Source organism: Actinoplanes italicus (genome assembly GCF_003001815.1).
In the GTDB taxonomy this organism is placed as follows: Bacteria; Actinomycetota; Actinomycetes; order Mycobacteriales; family Micromonosporaceae; genus Actinoplanes; species Actinoplanes italicus.
Genome location: NZ_PVMZ01000005.1, coordinates 185,558 through 203,707 on the forward strand (window position 1 = coordinate 185,558; position 18,150 = coordinate 203,707).

General features: G+C 70.1%; 17 protein-coding genes. 8 read left to right on the top strand and 9 right to left on the bottom strand.

Annotated features, from left to right (window positions below):
- Positions 1 to 5: 5 nt before the first annotated feature.
- Positions 6 to 3,260 (bottom strand): FxSxx-COOH system tetratricopeptide repeat protein, encoded by a 3,255-nt coding sequence (gene fxsT, locus CLV67_RS14700; RefSeq protein ID WP_106318545.1) that lies wholly within the window; start codon positions 3,258 to 3,260, stop codon positions 6 to 8.
- 117 nt (positions 3,261 to 3,377) lie between these two features.
- Here fxsT and CLV67_RS14705 point away from each other — a divergent pair, with 117 nt between their 5' ends.
- Entirely contained in the window at positions 3,378 to 3,968 is a 591-nt protein-coding gene (locus CLV67_RS14705; protein WP_106319097.1) for a carboxymuconolactone decarboxylase family protein, read from the top strand.
- A gap of 121 nt (positions 3,969 to 4,089) precedes the next feature.
- Here CLV67_RS14705 and CLV67_RS14710 read toward each other — a convergent pair whose 3' ends face one another.
- Positions 4,090 to 4,497, bottom strand: a complete 408-nt coding sequence (locus CLV67_RS14710; protein WP_106318547.1) for an ester cyclase — start codon at positions 4,495 to 4,497, stop codon at positions 4,090 to 4,092.
- A 153-nt stretch (positions 4,498 to 4,650) separates the two neighbouring features.
- Between CLV67_RS14710 and CLV67_RS14715 the strand changes: the two genes are divergently transcribed.
- The gene (locus CLV67_RS14715; RefSeq protein ID WP_106318549.1) at positions 4,651 to 6,021 is read left to right on the top strand and encodes a hypothetical protein; all 1,371 of its coding nucleotides are present in this window, start codon (positions 4,651 to 4,653) and stop codon (positions 6,019 to 6,021) included.
- A gap of 18 nt (positions 6,022 to 6,039) precedes the next feature.
- Here the strand turns inward: CLV67_RS14715 and CLV67_RS14720 are convergent, their stop codons facing one another.
- Complete coding sequence (locus tag CLV67_RS14720; RefSeq protein WP_106318551.1) at positions 6,040 to 6,657, bottom strand: TetR/AcrR family transcriptional regulator; 618 nt, start codon at positions 6,655 to 6,657, stop codon at positions 6,040 to 6,042.
- A gap of 67 nt (positions 6,658 to 6,724) precedes the next feature.
- Here CLV67_RS14720 and CLV67_RS14725 point away from each other — a divergent pair, with 67 nt between their 5' ends.
- Positions 6,725 to 8,728, top strand: coding sequence for a 2Fe-2S iron-sulfur cluster-binding protein (locus tag CLV67_RS14725; RefSeq protein ID WP_106318553.1), 2,004 nt, complete (start codon positions 6,725 to 6,727; stop codon positions 8,726 to 8,728).
- Positions 8,729 to 8,735: 7 nt separating this feature from the next.
- Here CLV67_RS14725 and CLV67_RS14730 read toward each other — a convergent pair whose 3' ends face one another.
- Positions 8,736 to 9,848, bottom strand: coding sequence for an NAD(P)/FAD-dependent oxidoreductase (locus CLV67_RS14730; protein ID WP_106318555.1), 1,113 nt, complete (start codon positions 9,846 to 9,848; stop codon positions 8,736 to 8,738).
- A 76-nt stretch (positions 9,849 to 9,924) separates the two neighbouring features.
- Positions 9,925 to 10,848, bottom strand: a complete 924-nt coding sequence (sigJ, locus tag CLV67_RS14735; protein ID WP_106318557.1) for an RNA polymerase sigma factor SigJ — start codon at positions 10,846 to 10,848, stop codon at positions 9,925 to 9,927.
- 126 nt (positions 10,849 to 10,974) lie between these two features.
- Here sigJ and CLV67_RS14740 point away from each other — a divergent pair, with 126 nt between their 5' ends.
- The 5 genes from CLV67_RS14740 (at position 10,975) to CLV67_RS14755 (ending at position 15,453) form a co-directional block, all read left to right on the top strand.
- Positions 10,975 to 12,075 (top strand): glycoside hydrolase family 12 protein, encoded by a 1,101-nt coding sequence (locus CLV67_RS14740; RefSeq protein ID WP_106318559.1) that lies wholly within the window; start codon positions 10,975 to 10,977, stop codon positions 12,073 to 12,075.
- Positions 12,076 to 12,190: 115 nt separating this feature from the next.
- Positions 12,191 to 12,499, top strand: a complete 309-nt coding sequence (locus CLV67_RS51075) for a hypothetical protein (protein ID WP_146169138.1) — start codon at positions 12,191 to 12,193, stop codon at positions 12,497 to 12,499.
- Positions 12,500 to 12,632: 133 nt separating this feature from the next.
- Positions 12,633 to 13,643 (top strand): permease, encoded by a 1,011-nt coding sequence (locus tag CLV67_RS14745; protein WP_203737002.1) that lies wholly within the window; start codon positions 12,633 to 12,635, stop codon positions 13,641 to 13,643.
- Entirely contained in the window at positions 13,640 to 14,362 is a 723-nt protein-coding gene (locus CLV67_RS14750; protein WP_106318563.1) for a TIGR03943 family putative permease subunit, read from the top strand. Before CLV67_RS14745 ends, CLV67_RS14750 begins: the two co-directional genes overlap by 4 nt.
- Positions 14,359 to 15,453, top strand: coding sequence for a hypothetical protein (locus CLV67_RS14755; RefSeq protein WP_106318565.1), 1,095 nt, complete (start codon positions 14,359 to 14,361; stop codon positions 15,451 to 15,453). Before CLV67_RS14750 ends, CLV67_RS14755 begins: the two co-directional genes overlap by 4 nt.
- 1 nt (position 15,454) lies before the next feature.
- On the opposite strand, the gene CLV67_RS14760 is transcribed toward CLV67_RS14755, so the two are convergent.
- Genes CLV67_RS14760 through CLV67_RS14775 form a run of 4 tightly spaced genes read right to left on the bottom strand, consistent with a single transcriptional unit; the run spans position 15,455 to position 18,150 of the window.
- Positions 15,455 to 15,748: an ArsR/SmtB family transcription factor gene (locus CLV67_RS14760; protein ID WP_106318567.1), complete on the bottom strand. Its 294-nt coding sequence runs from the start codon at positions 15,746 to 15,748 to the stop codon at positions 15,455 to 15,457.
- Positions 15,745 to 16,545, bottom strand: a complete 801-nt coding sequence (locus tag CLV67_RS14765; RefSeq protein WP_106318569.1) for a metal ABC transporter permease — start codon at positions 16,543 to 16,545, stop codon at positions 15,745 to 15,747. The genes CLV67_RS14760 and CLV67_RS14765 overlap by 4 nt, the downstream gene beginning before the upstream one ends.
- Positions 16,529 to 17,398 carry a metal ABC transporter permease gene (locus tag CLV67_RS14770; RefSeq protein WP_106318571.1) on the bottom strand — a complete coding sequence of 290 codons (870 nt, stop codon included), beginning with the start codon at positions 17,396 to 17,398 and terminating at the stop codon, positions 16,529 to 16,531. Before CLV67_RS14770 ends, CLV67_RS14765 begins: the two co-directional genes overlap by 17 nt.
- Positions 17,395 to 18,150 (bottom strand): metal ABC transporter ATP-binding protein, encoded by a 756-nt coding sequence (locus tag CLV67_RS14775; RefSeq protein ID WP_106318573.1) that lies wholly within the window; start codon positions 18,148 to 18,150, stop codon positions 17,395 to 17,397. The genes CLV67_RS14770 and CLV67_RS14775 overlap by 4 nt, the downstream gene beginning before the upstream one ends.

The following is an 18,150-nucleotide window of genomic DNA, read 5'->3' on the forward strand; positions in this document are numbered from 1 at the left end:
ATCGCTCATCGTTTGCCCTTACCTTTCCTGGCGCCTGTTCGTCCGCCCATCTTCAGCGCCACAAGGTCCCGGAACTTCGCGGCCTCCTGCACGTCCGGGTGCTCAGCGCCGAGATGCCTGCGCAGACCCTTCAACGCCTCATCAGTCAGTTGTCGTGCAGGAATGATGCGGCCAAGGCCCAGGTACATCTTCGCCAGAATCAGGGCAGACCTCTGCGTGTCCGGATGATCGTTGCCCAGCGCCCGCCGCCGCTGTTGCCATACCTGTTCACGCAGCGCCAACGCCTCTCCGTGCCGACCCAGGGACCACATCGACGAGGCCACATTGCTTGCCGACCTCAACGTTTCCGGGTGCTCCTCACCCAGCACCCGCTGGTGCTGCTCCCACACCCGTTCGTGGAGCGCCAACGCCTCCGCATGCCGGCCCAGGGACCACATCGACGAGGCGACGTTGTTCCCCGACTTCAAGGTGTCCGGATGCTCCTCACCCAACACCCGCCGATACTGCTCCCACACCTGTTCCTGGAGCTCCAACGCCTCTCCGTGCCGGCCCAGGGACCACATCGACGAGGCGACGTTGCTCGCCGCCGCCAGCATCTCCGGATGGTCCTCACCCAGCACCCGCCGACGTTGCTCCCACACCTTCTCCCGGAGCGCCAGCGCCTCTCGATGCCGCCCGAGTCCGCCCAGCGAGGAGGCGGCGTTGCTCATCGACTTCAACGTGTCCGGATGCTCCTCACCCAGGACCCGCCGTTGCCGTTCGTGAACCTTCTCCTTCAGGGCCAACGCCTCTCGATGCCGCCCCAGGTTCCCCAGCGCCGATGCGGCATTGTTCGCCGACCGCAACGTGGCCGGGTGCTCCTCACCCAACACCCGCCGATACTGGTCCCACACCTTCTCCATCAGTTCCAACGCTTCCCGATGCCGCCCCAGGTCACCCAGCAACGAGGCGACATTGCTCGCCGACATCAACGTGTCCGGATGCTCCTCACCCAACACCCGCCGGCGCTGCTCCCACGCCTGTTCGTGAAGCGCCAGCGACTCCCGAAGCTGCCCCAGATCTCCCAGCGACGAGGCGACGTTGCACGCCGACATCAACGTGTCCGGATGCTCCTCACCCAACACCCGCCGGCGCTGCTCCCACACCTTCTCCTTGAACGCCAACGCCTCCCGATGCCGCCCCAGATCCCCCAGCGACGTCGCGATACCGGCCGCCGACATCAACGTGTCCGGATGATCCTCACCCAACACCCGCCGTTGCCGTTCCCACACCTCCCGTCCGAGTTCCTCGCTTCGCCGATGGTCACCCAGAACGTCCAGGACGATGGAGAGGTCGGCGGCGCTGCGCAGTGTGTCGGGATGGTCCTCGCCCAGGGTCTTGATCTGACGCGTCAGAGTGTCATCGACCAATGGCCTCAACCGGCCGTACTCACCGAGGTCGCGTAGAGCCCACAGCACCTCACCGGCCACCCCGAGCGTGTCTCGATGATCGGGTCCCAGCCGGGCCGCCCATTCCGCATGCAGGTTCTCGGCGAGTTGCCCGGCCGGACCGGCGTCTCCGCGGTTGATCAGGTACACGATGGCCTCACGAACGCACTGCCGGAGGACCGGACTGGACGTGTGGGCAGGGCCGACCGCGAGCACGTGCGGCAGCAGACGCGCCCATGCGGGCCAGTTCGCCGGATCTCTCGAGTCTCCCGGGTTCATCCGTCCGAGGGTCGGCTCCAGATGCGCCGACAGTTCGGCTGACGCGGCCTGTTCCATCTGGCTTCGGACAACGGCCTGGGTCAGCCGGTGGACGGTCACCGTGCCCGGTCCGAGCCGGGCGAGGCCGTATGCGCCGATCCGCCCGATCGACTCCTGCCGCGCCAACCGCTTGCCAATGACCTCCCGCAGTGCCTCCAGCACCTCCGGGTAGGGATCGGTAGGCTGCGCGACCTCGACGATCACATCAACGGGAATCGGCTCCGGCGCCAGCAAGGCGCACAATCGCAGGATCGCCACCGCCGCCGGATCCACCTCGGCCAAAGCGGCCACGTTCAGCGTGATCGCGGCCGCCAGCGACTGCGGATAATCGATCGGCCGACCAAGCGCCAGCACCGCCTGCGTCTCCTCGACCAGCAGCTCCCGATACTCGGCAACCGGCATCCCCGTCTCCGAGAGGTACCCGGCCGCCTGCGCCAGCGCCAACGGCAGGTCACCCAGCGCATCCGCCAGCTGGTCCGCCTCACCGGCATCCAGACCGGGCTGCTGCACGATCAGGAACCGAACCGCCTCCGCACGGGGCAGAACGTCCAGTTCGACCGCATGCGCGATCCGCTGCCAGCTGCCTCGCCGCGACGTGATCAGGACATGACCACCCCCGCGCGGCAGCCACGGCAGAACGTCCTCACCGCTCTCCACGTTGTCGAAGATCAGCAGCGAGCGGGGCAGGCCGGCCAGGTGACCCAGCACCTTGCTCTTTGCCAGCGTCGAGTCGGCCTCCACGTCGATGATGCCGAGCTCCACGCCCAGAGCCACGAACTGCTCACCGATCAGGCCGGTCTGCTCCGCCGAGATCCACCACACCAGGTCGTACTCACCGGCGAACCGGTAGGCGTACTCCAGAGCAAGCTGGGTCTTCCCGACCCCGCCCATGCCGTGCACCGCCTGCACCGCGACGCGCCCGTCCCCCGACAGCCCGTCATGCACCCGGTTCAACACGTCGTCACGGCCGGTGAACGCCGGATTGCGACGATCCACGTTCCACACCCGCGGCAGGGATCCGGGCGGACGTGGGCCGGGGTCGACGCTCGCGGGGGCGTCGCGAGACTCGGGAAAGCGCGGCTGCACACCCGGCATCGGCGGTCCGAGCACCCCCTGAACAACCTCCAGCAGCGACTCGGCCGCCTCCTCCGGAGCCAGTCCGGTCAGACTCGGCACCACGATCGGCGCCCAGATCCCCGACTGCAGATCAATGCCATCGATGCGTGCGGGGATGAGCTTCACATTGGAGTCGGCGCGCCGCTGCGCGAACCGGGCCGTCCACTCGTCCATCGTGAAGCGGCCCGGGTCGAGGTACGCCGAGGACAACAGCGCCAGCATCGGGTTCGTCCGCGCCAGCGCCTCGCTCATCTTCTCGACGCGGTTGTCGCCGGCCTTCCAGTCGACGCAGTCCAGCTCCGTGTCGTATCCGGCGTGTCTGAGATGCCAATGGGCCCACTCCGCCCAAGGCCGGTCCACTCCGGCGTACGAGATGAAGATCCGCGAAGCTTCGACCACGCGTACACACTGCCCGGCAACCCGACCGGACGACCACCCCCGAACGGGCGATCAAGGACCAAACCGGGACTCCCGGCTTTCGTTCCGATGGCGGTGGACGTGTGCGCACAATGGGACATGTTCATCGAGAAGATCCCCGAGGACGCCGCGGCAGGGGCTACCGCTGACTACTACCGGCAGCAGCGTGAGGCGTGGGGATTCCTGCCGAACTATGCCGGCGCTTTCGGTCATCGGCCCGACGTGGCCCAGGCGTGGAACGGGCTCAACGTCGCCATCCGCAACGGTATGGACCGGCGCCGGTTCGAACTGGCCACCATCGCGGCTGCCCGGGCGCTGCGTTCGACGTACTGCACCGCCGCCCATTCGAAGTTCCTTCGTGACGTCTGCGGCGACGAGACCTCGCTGCACCGCATCGCCGAGGCACCGGACGGCGACACGCTCGATGAGCGGGATCGTGCCGTCTACCGGTTCGCCGCGAAGGTCGCTACCGATGCGGCGTCCGTGGAACAGCACGACGTCGATCAGCTCCGGTCCGCGGGACTCTCGGATGCCGACATCGCCGACGTCGTGTACGCGGCCGCCGCCCGATCGTTCTTCACCCGGGTCCTCGACGGCCTCGGCGCCAAGCTCGACGCCCAGACCGCCGGCGAGTTCGCCCCGGACCTTTACAGCTCGATGGTCGTCGGCCGCGAAGCCGCCGAGCGGTAGCACGCCGACGACGGCTGGCCCGCGATGCCGAGGGAACCGTGCACGCCCTCGGAGAGTTCGGCCGCCGCCTCGAGGGCCGGCCGTCGGGCGGGCGGCTGGCCCTCGAAGCGGCGGCTTTCCGTCAAAGGCTGACGGTGATCTGCTGCATCAGACCCATCATGTCGGGTGACACCCACTCCTCCGCGATCTTGTCGCCTTCGACGCGGTAGATGTCGACGCTGGTGAACCTGACCTGACGGTGGGTGGCGGGTACGTCCTGGAACGTTCCGGTGTGGGTGCCGCTGAAGTGCAGACGCACCGCGACCCTGTCGTCGGCGCCGAAGATGTCCTCGATCGCAATCTGAAGGTCGGGGAATCCGTCGCGCATGGCCTGGACGCCGAATTTCCAGATCTCCCGTCCATGGAGGGGTTCGGGCAGCCCGGGGAGGTTGACGATGAAGTTCTCGGTCAGCCGCTCAGCGCACGCGTCGGCGTCGCCCTGCTGCAGTCTTTCGAAGGCCTCGCGTACCACCGCTACCGGGTTCGTCATCGTGATCGCCCTCCCTCGTGGCATCGGCTCCGGAGCCGGCCGTTTGCAATACGACTGCACTGTATACGTGGACGAGGGCCTGTAGCAATACGACTGCACTGTAAAACTCGGGTGGGCATCCGTACATGCACGCGAGCCGATACGCTGAGGGCGATGTCCCCATCTCGGCGCGACGACTACCTCATCCTGTTCTACCTGTTCCTGCTGCTGACCTGCGTCGCCGGACTGGTCGTCGCGCTCTTCGCCGGCCTTCGGCCCTACGGCCTGATCGCTGCCGGCGCGGCGATCACCACCTTCCTGGCCGTCATGGGAGTGGACAGCTGGTTCGAGGTGGCGCGTGAGGATCGGACCGGCGTCAACATGGTGCTGGCGTTCGCCCTCGTCCTCGCCATCGAACTCCTGACGATGGGCGGCCTCGCCGCGCTGCACGCCCCGTGGCGGCCGGTGGGATTCCGGCTGCTCCCGGCCGGTGCCGTGCTGCTGGTCGCGGTGTTCGCCGCCCGCTACCTCCGGACGCCCACAGTGGAGGAGCCGCCCACCCCGGAGGTGGAGACGGCCGAGGCGGTGCCCGTCAAGGATCCCGAGAAGGAGGCGGCTGACCGGTTCGACGAGAAGGTCGGCCTGGTCGTACTCCCCTTCCTCATCGCCGGCGTGGTGTGCGTGTGCGTGCCGTCGTGGCGAGACGGTGCCCTCATCGCGATGGCCATCGGCGCGTCGATCCTGTGGTGGGCGGCCTGCGGCGGTCTCGTCATCGGCTGCTGGCAGGTCCGGAAAGCCGGTCCACGCACTGTCGCCCGGTGGGCGGGCCTGGCGGTCGCCGTGGCGGCTGCGCCGGTCGCCGCGCTGCTGCCGGCCGCCCTCGCGCGAATGTGGCCCGAGATGCCCGGCGGACGGTGGGGTGGCGTAGCGGCCGGGATGGCCGCGTTTGTCGTCCTGGTGGCGGTCAAGATGGTCATGACACCGACGCCGGCCGCTCCGCGTATCGAACCATCGCCCGAGCCCACGCCGCCGCCACCGCCGGTGTACCAGGCACCACAGGTCGTCGAACTGTCGTTCAGCTCCCGGGCGGAGCGGGGCATTCAGCTCGCCGTCGCCGAGATGTCCGCCGGACAGCAACTGACCACCGGCCGGCTCCTGGCCGCACTGGTACGCGCCGACCCCCTGCTCAGCTGGGAACGGGTCTGGCTCCACACCGGAGGATTCGACCCGGTACGTCTGGCCGGTGCACCGGATCGGGCCGACGAGACCGGGGATACGCCGACCTGGCGCGGCGTGCCGGTGTCGGGCCGGCTGGAGTACAGCATGCGCGTCGCCCGGCGGATCGGCGACCGCTACCGCCTGCGCTCCGGTTCGACCGGCGTCCTCACGCTCGCGCTGCTGGCCGAGCGGGGAAACGGTGCCACGGAGGTGCTCCTGGGCAGCGGCGAGCTGAGTCACGCGGCGCTGCTGTCGCGGATCCAGCTGGAGATCCTCGAGATGACCCTCGACAATCTGCGGGCGATCATTCCCGCCGCGGAGAACTAGCGGAGAGCCAGTGGAGGACTAGTCGCCGCGCAGGTAGCGGGTGACCATGTCGGCCAGCTCGGCGGCGAACGTCTCGACCGGTACCGAGCCGGGAGCGGCCATCATCTTGTGCGTGTTCATCTCGATGGTGAACAGGATCAGGTCGGCGGCCGTGCCGACGTCGCCGACGCGGACGTCCGGGTGGCGGGTGAGCAGGTCGCGGATCTGGGCGGTACGGATCCGGCCGTGCCGGTCGATGGCGTCGAGGAGGTCCTGGGACAGCGGTGCCTCCTCGATCATGATGCGCAGCAGCTGCGGATCCTCACTGTGGCTGTCGATCGCGTCGCGGACCAGGGCCTGAACCGTGGCTCGCAGGGTGCCCGGGGAGAGGTCGAGCCGGTCCGCCCCGGTCCACGTGCCGCGGTCGATGTGGCGGATCAGCAACTGGGCGAGGATCGCGTCCTTGTTCGGGAAGTACTGGTACAGCGAGCCGATCGAGATGCGGGCACGCTCGGCGATGCGGTTGGTGGTGCCGGCGGCGTAGCCGTACTCGGTGAAAACGTGAGCAGCCGCGATCAGGATGCGCTCGCGGGTCAGCTCGGCGCGTATCTGACGGGGCTTGCGACGTGGTTGAAGACGGCGGTCGGACGACGGCATCGTGATGTCCTTCGGTGCGGCGGAAAGCGAGTAGCAGAATAGCTGAGCTATTGCTCACAATTACGTAATGAGCTGGGAGAACGCAAGGTCTCTGTCCACCGTCGATGAGGTTGAGGCGCTCGTGGGCACGCCTCCCGCGCCGGTGGTGAGGAAACAGATCAGTGCCCTCGACGAGGGTTGCCGGGCGGTGCTGGCACGCAGCCCGATCGCCGCTCTCGGCTACCGCGACGCCGACGGGACGAGCACGACGGTGTTCGTCGGCGGCCGGCCCGGGTTCGCGCGCCTGCTGTCTCCGACGCTGATCACGTTCGCCGTCCCGCCGGCGGCACGCGGGCCGGTTTCGATGTTCTTCCTGCTCCCGGGCGTCGGCGAGGTCCTGCGCGTCAACGGCTCGGTGATGACCGGAGGCATCGGCGTGGACGAGGCGTTCGTGCACTGCGCGCAGGCCGTACTCCGGTCCCGGCTCTGGCAACCGCCGGGGCCCGCCGGGCCGATCCCCGACGTCTGCGGTGACGGCCCGCTGAGCCGCCCCGGCGTAGCCGCCTTCCTCGGCGCCGCCCCGTTCCTCGCGCTCTCGACCTGGGACGGAGAGGGTGGCAGCGACACCAGCCCGCGCGGCGATCAGGGTTCGGTGGCGCTGATCCTCGACGGCCGCACGCTTCTCATCGCCGACCGCAAGGGCAACAAACGCGCTGACGCCTTGCACAACCTCATGTGCGACGACCGGCTGTCGCTGGCCGGGCTGGTGCCGGGACGCACCGACGTGCTGCATGTGCGTGGCCGGGGCCGGGTCACCACGGACCCGGAGCTGCTGCGGAGGCTCGAGCTGCGCGGCTCGCCACCGCATGCGGCACTGCTCGTCGACGTCGAACACGCCGCGCTGACTACCGGTACGGCGGTGACCGGCGCCCGGCTGTGGTCGCCCGCCGCACACGTCCGCCCGGGTGAGGCGCCGGACCTGATGATGCTGGCCGGGGAGCACCTCGCTGCCAATACGGCGCCCCGGTTCGTACTCACCCTCGTCCGGGCGATCCCGGGGCTGGACCGGCTGTTGCGGCGGGTGATGAACCGGGCGTACCGCTCGGGGTTGCGCAAGGAGGGTTACGCCGACGGCGTACTGCGCGAGGTGCGGGTCGCCGAGGTCCGCCGGGAGACACCGACCGTGGTCACCCTCGTGCTAGAGGACGGTCACCCGTTCGACTTCCGGCCCGGTCAGTTCTTCACGCTCGTCACCGAGGTGGACGGCCGTTCCGTACGCCGTGCCTACTCCGCCTCCTCGGCACCCGGTGCGGCCCGGCTGGAGGTGACCGTCAAGCAGGTCGACGGCGGGCTGTTCTCCACGCACGTGCACCGCAGGGTGCGTGCCGGGGACCGGCTGGCGGTACGCGGCCCGTCCGGCACGTTCCACCCGGGGTCCCCGGCCGAGATCGTGCTGATCGCCGGGGGCAGTGGTGTCACCCCGATGATGAGCATGATCCGTTCGCGGCTCGCCGGGCCGCACGGTGGCCGGATCGACCTGCTCTACAGCAGCCGCGACGAGGCGGAGATCCTCTTCGGGGCCGAACTCGACCGGCTCGCCGCGGCTCACCCGGACCGGCTGTCGGTCACCCACGTGCTGACCCGCCGGGACGGCCGGATCGACGCCGACGGCATCCGCCGCTGGGTCGCCGGGCTGGCACCGGGCCCGCACGTCCACTACTACGTGTGCGGGCCCGAGGCTCTGGCGGACACCGTCCGGATCGCTCTGACCGGCATGGGCGTCGCCGCCGGCCGGGTGCACAGCGAACGCTTCCGCAACGTCCCGGACAGCGTGACCACCGAGCCGCAGGAGCTGACCGTGACCGAGAACGGCCGTCCGGTCGGCACGGCGGTGGTGGCTCCCGGGCAGACGCTGCTGGACGCGGGGCTCGCCGCCGGGCTGCCGCTGCCGTACTCGTGCACGGCCGGCGGCTGTGGCTCCTGCGCCGTCCACCTGACCACCGGCGACGTCACCCTGACCGAGCCGGACGGGACCGTGCTGACGTGTGTGGCCTGCCCGATGTCCGCCCTGACGCTCGACATCCGGCGATGATCCGCCCTCAGACGCGCGCCGTGTCCGCCACGACATCGGCCGTCGTGTGCCGGCGGCGGCTGGGCATGAGCATGGTGGGGTGGCCGATTCCCCAGGCCGCCCCGGAGCAGACCATCTCCTTGAGCCGGGCCGCCGGGCCGCCGACGATCGCCTTCGGCGTGGCCCGGTCGTCGGCGGTGACGAACTGGAGGATGCCGTCGCGGCGGCCGAGGCTGATGCACTGGGCGTAGAAGCGGATGTTGTTCTTCGGGACGGTTCCGCCGGTGAGGCGGGCGGCGATCGCGTCGGCGGCCTGCCAGCCCATCGGGGTTCCGGTGGCGCAGGCCATCCGCAGCGGATCGCCTCCGGGGCCGGTGGCCGATGCGGCGTCGCCGACCGCGTACACGTGCGGGTGCGACACCGATCGCATGGTCTCGTCGACGACGATCCGGCCGCCGGCGACGGTGAGACCGGCCTCCGCGGCGATGGGGTGTGCGCTGAATCCGGTCGCCCACACCGTCGCGTCGGCGGTGAGCCGGGTCGCGTCGGTGTGCTCGTGGACCGTGATGCCGAGCCGGTCGGCGACCCTGTTCAGGTGGTGGCGGGCCCGGTCGCCGAGCCAATCGCCGAATCCGCCGCGGACGGCGATCGCGACGTCGAGGTCGGGGCGGGACTCGGCGATCTCGGTGACCGCCTCGATGCCGGTGAGCCCGCCACCGGCGACCAGCACGGTCGCGCCGCCGGTGAGCTCGCTCAGACGGTCCCGTAGCCGCAGTGCACCCTGCTCGCCGGCGACGTGGTGACCACTCGCGGCCGTGGCGGTGCTGCCCAGGGCGTACACCAGTGTGTCGAAGTCGATCTGAATGCCGTCCTCACAGGTGACGGTCCGATTGCCGGGATCGACGGCGACGACGCGGGCTTGACGGAGGGTGACGCCGGTGCCGGCGAAGACGTCGCTCAGCGGGCGGCGTGCCACGGTCTGGCCGGTGGCGACCTGGTGCAGGCGGATCCGCTGGATGAAGTACGGATCGGCGTTGACCAGCGTGATCTCGGTGTCGGCGGGGTGCAGGCGACGGGCCAGGCGGCCGGCGGCGTGGGCTCCGGCGTATCCGGCTCCGAGGACGACGATGCGGTGCTTCATGGGTGCGCTCCTGTCCCGGTGGGCGACGGTCACCACTTGAACCGGGCGGGCACGCGAAAGCTGACAGTGAGCTGGGTCACACGGCGTTGGCGGCCGCCCAGTCGCGGGTCAGGCGCTCGAGTTTCGACGGGCTGGCCTGGATGTGCAGGGCCGCGATGCCGTCGGCGGTCGTCTCGAGGCAGATGACGCCGGCGACCCGGGTCCCGGCGACCGCCAGGATCGCCGGGCCACCGTTGACCACCGCCGCGTGCAGGGTGAACCCGCCCTCGGGGAGGAACCGGTCCACCGCGCCGGGCCGGAGGATGCCGCGCAGCACGCGCGCCAGCTGGAGGCCGCCGTGGATCGGGGTGGTGCGGGCCGGGACCTCGCCGCCGCCGTCGGTGAGGCCGACCGCGTCGCCGGTGAGCATCCGGACCAGCGGTTCCACCTCGCCGCTGAGGGCGGCGGCCAGGAACTCGTCGGCGATCCGGCGGGCGGCGGCGGTGTCGGTCACGGTCCGGACCCGGCCGGCGGTCATGTGCTGCCTGGCCCTGCGGTGGATCTGCTGGCAGTTGGGTTCGGTCAGGTCCAGGATGCCGGCGATCTCGGCGTGCGGGTATTCGAACGCCTCGCGCAGCACGTAGACGGCGCGTTCGTTCGGGGTCAGGCGCTCCATCAGGGTGAGCACGGCGATCGACACCGAGTCGCGCTGCTCGGCGGTCTCGGCGGGGCCGAGCATCCGGTCACCGGTGAGAACCGGTTCGGGCAACCACGGACCGATGTACGTCTCGCGCCGCGCCCGTGCCGAGGTGAGCTGGTTGAGGCACAGGTTGGTGAGCACCTTGGTCAGCCACGCCTCGGGAGTCCCGAACCGGTCGCGGTCGGCGGCCTGCCAGCGCAGGAACGTTTCCTGAACGACGTCCTCGGCGTCACCGGCCGAGCCGAGCAGCCGGTAGGCGATCGCCTCGAGCCGCGCCCGGGACCGCTCGAACACCTCGACATCCGCGCTGCTGACCGCCATGACTCGACAATCTAGCGCGGCCGGTCCTAGCATCGAACCCACCCCATAGATGCTCGTCGAGGTCTTCCATCCCCTAATCGAAGCGCTTCGACGATCACTCTCCTCCCCCACAGATTGGAACGGCGAATGAGAAAGCGAACTGCCGTCGCTGCCGCCGCGTCTCTGATCACCGGCCTGGGCATGGTCGTCGCCCTGCCGGCCTCGGCCGCCGCGGGCTGCAGCGTCGCCTACACGGTCAGCAGCTCGTGGCCGGGCGGCTTCGGCGCCAACGTCACCATCACCAACCTGGGCGACCCGGTCACGGCGTGGACGCTGGTCTGGTCGTACCCGTCCGGCCAGAAGGTCACCCAGGCCTGGAACACCGCCCTGACCCAGAGCGGCACCACGGTCACCGCCAAGAACGCCGGTTACAACGGATCGATCGCCACCAACGGCACCGCGTCGTTCGGGTTCAACGGCTCGTCGACCGGCAGCAACCCCGCGCCGGCGTCGTTCACCCTGAACGGCACCGCCTGCACCGGCGGCGTGACGCCGACGAGCCCGACGGGCCCGACACCGTCCTCGCCGGGCACCGGTGTGCCGTCGGACGCGGTCTGGTCCGGCTCCGGCCAATGGGACAACTGGACCACCGGCGGCTACACCATCTACAACAACATCTGGGGTACGGGAGCAGGCACACAGACGACGTGGGCGCGGTCGACCAGCAACTGGGGCGTCGTCGCCAACCACCCGCGCACCAGCGGCATCAAGTCGTACCCGAACGTCAGCTACACGCTCAACCGCACCCTGAGCTCGCTGAACACGCTCAGCAGCTCGTACAACGTGACCGTTCCGGCCAGCGGTGACTACGTGACGTCGTACGACATCTGGGCCAACAACAACGCGTACGAGATCATGATCTGGACCAACAAGCAGGGCGCCGTGGGTCCGATCGCCGAGCAGTACGACGCGAACGGGGCGGTCCCGACCGCCCGGGACGTCAACGTCGGCGGCGCGACCTGGAACATCTACCGCGGTTCGAACGGCGCCAATGCGGTGTTCTCGTTCGTGCGCACGTCGAACAGCAACTCCGGCACGCTCAACGTGCTCGCGATGCTGAACTGGCTGCGCACCAGCAACTGGTGGGGTGACGTGACCCTGGGGCAGTTCCAGTTCGGCTACGAGATCTCCGGCACCGCCGGTCAGTCCGCGTTCACCACCAACAGCTACAACCTCAGCTTCAGCTGATCCACTCGGCCCGCGGCGCCACGGCGTCGCGGGCCGGCACTTGCATCCATCGGGAAGAATCGCTTTCTCATGTCGGCCGTCCCAGCGCCGCCATCAGAAAAGGGGAGGCGATCACATGGATTCTTTTTCGAACGTCGAGAAAAGCGAGGCGATCATCCTTTACACCGGCCGGGGCCGGAGCCCGGTCCCGCAGGGTGACCTCGAAGCGGTCCGCGCCCAATCGGAAGGGCTGGCGGAATATGTCAAGAAAGTCCGCGAGGATTTCTGGACCAATTTTCCACTCGACTGGGGTCGACGGAACAACATCCCTGAGAGCCAGGTGACGACGGCACTGGAATCGGCGGTCGCCGCACGTTACCCGGAATTGAGCTCAACGGCGGTAAGGGCATTGATCTCCAACTGGAGCTACAGCTCCTGGAAGTGAACATATCAGCAATTGAGCATAAGTTGAATTCCAGAGAGGATCTTGCGCATTCGCCGCCGACGGGTAGATTGATTGACGGCCGTGACTATTCCGGTCGTCGGGAAGATCCCCGTGGCGGAATGGGAGTGCATTGTTGAACCCGCTCGAGACTCGCGCGCGCCCAGAACCGGCCGCGACCGCCGAACCGGCCGGGGGCCGGCGTCCCGGATCCGTCGAAGCCCTGGCGCTGCTGCTCATCCTCCTCGTGGTCTTCCGGAACCCGCTCGCCGACCTGGTCTCCGATCCCCGGCTGCAGACCTGGACCACCGTGTTCGTGTCGGTGCTCGTCCAGGCCGTCCCGTTCCTCGTCTTCGGGGTCGTGCTGTCGGCCGTGATCGCGGTGTTCGTACCCCGCTCGTTCTGGGCGAAAGCCCTCCCCCGCCACCCGGCGGCGGCCGTCCCCGCAGCCAGCCTGGCGGGCGTCGTCCTGCCCGGCTGCGAGTGCGGCGCCGTGCCGATCGCGGGCTCGCTGATCCGGCGCGGCGTGACCCCGGCCGCGGCGCTGGCGTTCCTGCTGGCCGCGCCGGCGATCAACCCGATCGTGCTGACCGCGACCGCTGTCGCCTTTCCCGGCAATCCGGAGATGGTGCTGGCCCGCGCGGTGGCCAGCCTGGTCGTCGCGATCGCGATGGGCTGGCTGTGGCTGCGGCTCGGCAAGACCGACTGGATCCGGCTGCCGCGCCGCTCCGACCTCGACGAGAGTTCCAAGTCCCGGGCGTTCTGGGCCGCCTGCCGGCACGACGTGATGCACGCCGGCGGTTTCCTCGTGGTCGGCGCCGCGGCCGCCGCCACGATCAACGTCGTGGTCCCCGAGGCCTGGCTGCAGACACTGGCCGAGAATCCGGTGCTCTCGGTGCTGGCGCTGGCCGTACTCGCCGTGTTGTTGTCGATCTGCAGTGAGGCCGACGCCTTCGTCGCCGCTTCGCTGTCGCAGTTCTCGCTGACCTCGCGTCTGGTGTTCCTGGTGGTGGGGCCGATGGTCGACCTGAAGCTGATCTCGATGCAGGCCGGGATGTTCGGCCGGCGGTTCGCCGTCCGGTTCGCCCCGGCGACGTTCGTGACCGCCGTCCTGGTGGGCACCCTGGTCGCGGTGGTGATCTGGTGAACCGGCAGGCGCAAGCGGTCGTGCTGGTCCTGTTCGGCGGGGCGATCCTCAAGGCCAGCCTCACCGACGTCTACCTGCGCTACGTCAAGGAGGGGCTGCAGCCGTTCCTGATCGCGGCCGGTGTGCTGCTGCTGGCGGCCGCCGTGATGACGCTCGTCCACGACCTGCGCGGCACAGCCGGTGGTCAGGATCACGGACACGGGCACGGGCACGGACACCACGAGCCGCGGGTCGGGTGGCTGCTGATCCTCCCGGCCGCCGGACTGCTGCTGATCGCGCCGCCCGCGCTCGGCTCGTACGCCGCCGGACAGTCCGGCAGCGTGCTCGCCTCGACGCAGATCGAGTCGGAGTTCTCGCCGCTGCCGCCCGGTGATCCGGTGCCGCTGAGCCTCATGGACTACGCGTCGCGGGCGGTGTTCGACGCGGGCAAGAGCCTCGAGGGCCGCACCGTGCGACTCACCGGCTTCGTCACGCCGGGACCGGACGGACGCCCGATGCTGGCCCGGATGGTGCTCGCGTGCTGCGCCGCCGACGGCCGCCCCATCAAGGTCGGCCTGACCGGTGGCGCGAACGTCGACGCCCCCGTCGACACCTGGGTGCAGGTCGTCGGCACCTACAGCAGCCGGATGGACAAAGACCCGGTCAACGGTGCCGAGGTTCCGTACCTCGAAGTGAAGACCTGGGAGAAGACGACGGCACCGAGGCGGCCGTACGAATGAGCACCGCACCACGGCGAAGCCGCACCCTCACCATCGTCGGCCTCACCGCCGCCCTGGGCGCGACCGGCGTCCTGATCTTCCGTGGCAGCCCCGCCGAACCCGGACCGGCACCGAGCGCGGAGGCTCGCAGCCCCCGGCCGTCGGTGACGACCGCCTGGCCGGCGGCGCAGTACAGGACGCTCGGCGCCCTGCCGCTGCGGCCACTGCTGTTCCTCGACACCACCACCGCTGTCGGTGTCGCCACCAGCAACGACGACAAGTTCCTGCGTCTGCTGCTGCGCGCCGGTGACGGCACCACGCGCGAGCTGCGCCGCCTGGACACCGCCGCGAACCCCCGATTCGAGAACGTGACTGCGGCCGGCGACGACATCGTCTGGACCGAGTTCAGCGACAGCGGGCCTCCACAACTCTGGGCCGCGAACACGGTCGACGCCGCCCCGGCCAGGCGCCTGACCGCCGACCTCGGCAACGTGGTCTTCTTCGGCAGCCAGTACGACCTAGTGCACCAGGCCGGCCGGGTGTACTGGACGGCCGGCTCGGAGGACGGCTCCGTGACGGAGGTCCGCTCCGTGCCCCTGACCGGCGGCCCCGTGCAGGTCACCCGCCAGCCCGGCGAGTGGACGATGGCGTCGTGGCCGTGGCTCGACGACGGCGCCAGCGGCGGCGCGGCCGCCACGCTGCTGCGCAACATGAGCACCGGCCGCGAGATCACGGTGCCGACCGACGGCGGCGAGTTCGCGGCGTGCAGCCCCTCCTGGTGCCGGGTCATGGTCGTGAACGGTGACGACCTGACCCGCATCGACCTGATGCGCCCCGACGGTTCGCAACGGCGCGAGATGGCGACCGGCGCGGCCCGCACCGCCGTGCCCGACGTGGCGGTGCTCGACCGGTTCGAGATCCTCGCCGAACCCGGCCGATACTCCGACACCAGCGGCACCGCGGGCCTGCTCGTCTACGACATCAACACCGGCGACACCGTCGAGCTGGCCACCGCCGCCAACGACACACAGAGCCGCAACGGTCTCGTGTGGTGGTACACCAGCAGCGCCGGCGCCGCCGACTGGCACGTCCTGGACCTGCGCACCATCTGAGTCACCGGCCGCCGGTGACGAAGGTCAGGATGTCGTCGATCAGCTTGCCGGTCGACTCGCTCGGCAGCGAGTAATAGACCCGCTGGCCCCGGCGGCGGCGCAGGATCAGGCCGGCGTCGGCCAGGTGACGCAGGTGATGCGAGATGGCGGTCGGGTGCGCCGGCACCACCTCGCACAGCTCCGCCGGTGTCGCCTCACCGGCGCGCAGCACCATCAGGATGTGCAGGCGGTGCTGGTACGCCATGCCACGCAGCACCTGAACCGCACGGTCGAGATCGCTCTGCTCCACACTCATGCCCGGACCGCCCGCCGCAGGCCCCACGACAGCACCAGCACGGCGGTCGCGGCCAGCGAGATGCTCGCCCCGGCGGCGACGTTCCACCGGCTGGACACCCAGAGACCGGCCAGCCCGCTGGCGACTCCGAACGTCGCCGCCAGCACGGTCGCCACCGGCAGACGGTCCGACCACAGCCGTGCCGCCGCGGCCGGCGCGACGATCAGCGACAGGGCCAGAATCGTGCCCACTGCCGGGACCACCGTCACCACGACCAGCACGATCGTCAGCAGCAGCACGACGTCCCACCCCCCGGCCCGGATCCCCGACGCGCGGGCACCGACCGGGTCGAAACCCGCATACAGCAGCGGCCGGGCACAGAACACCAGCACCAGTGCGACCACCGCCAGCACCGCCACCGTCACGACCAGGTCGGACGCGCTCACCGTGAGGATCGAGCCGACCAGGAACGACGACAGGTCCCGGCTGAACCCGCTCTGCGTGGCAACCAGCGCGGCCCCCAGCGCGAACCCACCGGATACCAGCACACCGGTCGCGGCCGCCGCGTCCTGACCCCGGCGGCGGGTCAGCGCGGCCACTCCGAGGGCCACGACCGCCCCGGTCACCACGCCGCCGAGCAGCAGGTTCACCCCGATGATCGAGGCGGCCACCACGCCGGGAAACGTGGCGTGGGTCAGCGCCATCGTGAAGAACGACAGCCGCCGCACCACCACCTGCACGCCGATCAGCCCGGTCAGCGCGCCGACGAGGACCACCTCGGCGACGGCCCGGTGCATCACGTCATCCCACCAGTTCATGCGGTGACGGCCTTCCTGTGAAGGCGCGATCGCGCCACCGGCGCAGAGGCAGGAGCAGCACGTACGCCAGGACGAGCATCAGCACCACGGCGGACGCCGATGTCAGCGCGACCCCGTACCGCAGTGACGCGGTCCAGCTCAGCAGCAGCCCGAAGTAGCCCGCCGCGAGCACCAGCCCGGTCCCGGCGACGGCCATCGGCACGAGCCGGTCGGTGACCATCCGGGCGGCGGCGGCCGGGACGACCAGCAGCGCGACGACCAGGATCGTGCCGACCGCACGGACGGCGGCGACCACCACGAGCGCGAGCAGGATGTTGAGCCACAGATCGAGCCGGCCGATGCGCAGGCCGGCCGCCGCGGCTCCGGCCGGGTCGAAGGCCCGGAACGTCAGCGCCCGCGCCCCGATCGCCAGGGCGATCAGGATCACCGCGGCGAGAACGGCGGTCTCGGAGATCTGCCGCGGCGTCACGGTCAGCAGCCGGCCGAAGAGAAAGGCGGTCAGATCGGAGGTGTACGACGTGCGCCGCGAAACCAGGATGACGCCGATCGAGAACATCGCGGTGAGCACGACCGCGGTGGCGGCGTCGTCGGTGAGCCGGGCACTGCGGGTCAGCACGGTCAGCACCACGGCGGTGAGCACTCCGGCCACGAGCGCCCCGGTGAACAGGCCGTCCATTCCACCGGCGACGAACCCGACCACGACACCCGGGAACACCGTGTGGGTGAGCGCGTCGGAGACGAACGACAGGCGGCGCACGAAGACGAACACGCTGATCGGGCCGCAGATGAGTGCCAGGAGCGCGATCTCGGTGAGGGCGCGGCCCATGAACGGTACGGTGAACGGTTCGATCACGGCTCGACCAGCACCATCCGGCCGTCGGCCAGATCGATGGCGGAGCTGCCGTACGTCTGGCGCAGTGGTTTCGCCGTGAGGGTCTCGGCGGGCGTGCCCACCGCCCACTGCCGGCCGTTGATCAGGCAGACCAGGTCGGCGAGGTCACGGGCGACCGCCAGATCGTGGGTGCTGAGCACCAGCGCGGCCCCGGCGGCGGACAGTTCGCGCAGTACCCGCACGATGGCCTCCTGGCTGACCGCGTCGACGCCGTTGAACGGCTCGTCGAGCAGCAGCAGCCGCGGCTGGGCGGCGATCGCGCGGGCGAGCAGCACCCGCTGCCGCTGGCCGCCGGAGAGCAGCCCGAACCGGTGCCCGGCCCGGTCGGCGAGACCGACCCGGTCGAGAGCCTCGGCAACGGCCCGCCGGTCGGCGGCGCGGGCCGGGCGCCACCAGCCGAGCTGCCGGTAGCGGCCCATCATCACGACCTGCCGGACGCTGACCGGGAAGTCGGGGTCGAGGTTGCCGGTCTGCGGGACGTACCCGGTGAGAGCCCGGGCGCGGGCCGGTGTCCGGTCCAGGACGGTGGCGGTGCCCTCGAGAATGGCGGCGAGGCCGAGCACGGCCTTGATCAGGGTCGACTTGCCGGCGCCGTTCGGGCCGACCAGGGCGAGCCGCTGCCCCGGCCTGAGTTCGAGGTCGACGCCGGTGACCACGGGGGTGCCCGAGTAGCCCACGCTGACCCCGGTCAGGCGCAGGGCGGCGGTCGCCAT

Coding starts and splice junctions, on each gene's coding strand:
- CLV67_RS14705 (WP_106319097.1), top strand. CDS start 3,378: ATGTTCATCGAGAAGATCCCCGAGGACGCCGCGGCAGGGGCTACCGCT.
- CLV67_RS14710 (WP_106318547.1), bottom strand. CDS start 4,497: ATGACGAACCCGGTAGCGGTGGTACGCGAGGCCTTCGAAAGACTGCAG.
- CLV67_RS14715 (WP_106318549.1), top strand. CDS start 4,651: ATGTCCCCATCTCGGCGCGACGACTACCTCATCCTGTTCTACCTGTTC.
- CLV67_RS14720 (WP_106318551.1), bottom strand. CDS start 6,657: ATGCCGTCGTCCGACCGCCGTCTTCAACCACGTCGCAAGCCCCGTCAG.
- CLV67_RS14725 (WP_106318553.1), top strand. CDS start 6,725: ATGAGCTGGGAGAACGCAAGGTCTCTGTCCACCGTCGATGAGGTTGAG.
- CLV67_RS14730 (WP_106318555.1), bottom strand. CDS start 9,848: ATGAAGCACCGCATCGTCGTCCTCGGAGCCGGATACGCCGGAGCCCAC.
- sigJ (WP_106318557.1), bottom strand. CDS start 10,848: ATGGCGGTCAGCAGCGCGGATGTCGAGGTGTTCGAGCGGTCCCGGGCG.
- CLV67_RS14740 (WP_106318559.1), top strand. CDS start 10,975: ATGAGAAAGCGAACTGCCGTCGCTGCCGCCGCGTCTCTGATCACCGGC.
- CLV67_RS51075 (WP_146169138.1), top strand. CDS start 12,191: ATGGATTCTTTTTCGAACGTCGAGAAAAGCGAGGCGATCATCCTTTAC.
- CLV67_RS14755 (WP_106318565.1), top strand. CDS start 14,359: ATGAGCACCGCACCACGGCGAAGCCGCACCCTCACCATCGTCGGCCTC.
- CLV67_RS14760 (WP_106318567.1), bottom strand. CDS start 15,748: ATGAGTGTGGAGCAGAGCGATCTCGACCGTGCGGTTCAGGTGCTGCGT.
- CLV67_RS14765 (WP_106318569.1), bottom strand. CDS start 16,545: ATGAACTGGTGGGATGACGTGATGCACCGGGCCGTCGCCGAGGTGGTC.
- CLV67_RS14775 (WP_106318573.1), bottom strand. CDS start 18,150: ATGGCGACCGCCGCCCTGCGCCTGACCGGGGTCAGCGTGGGCTACTCG.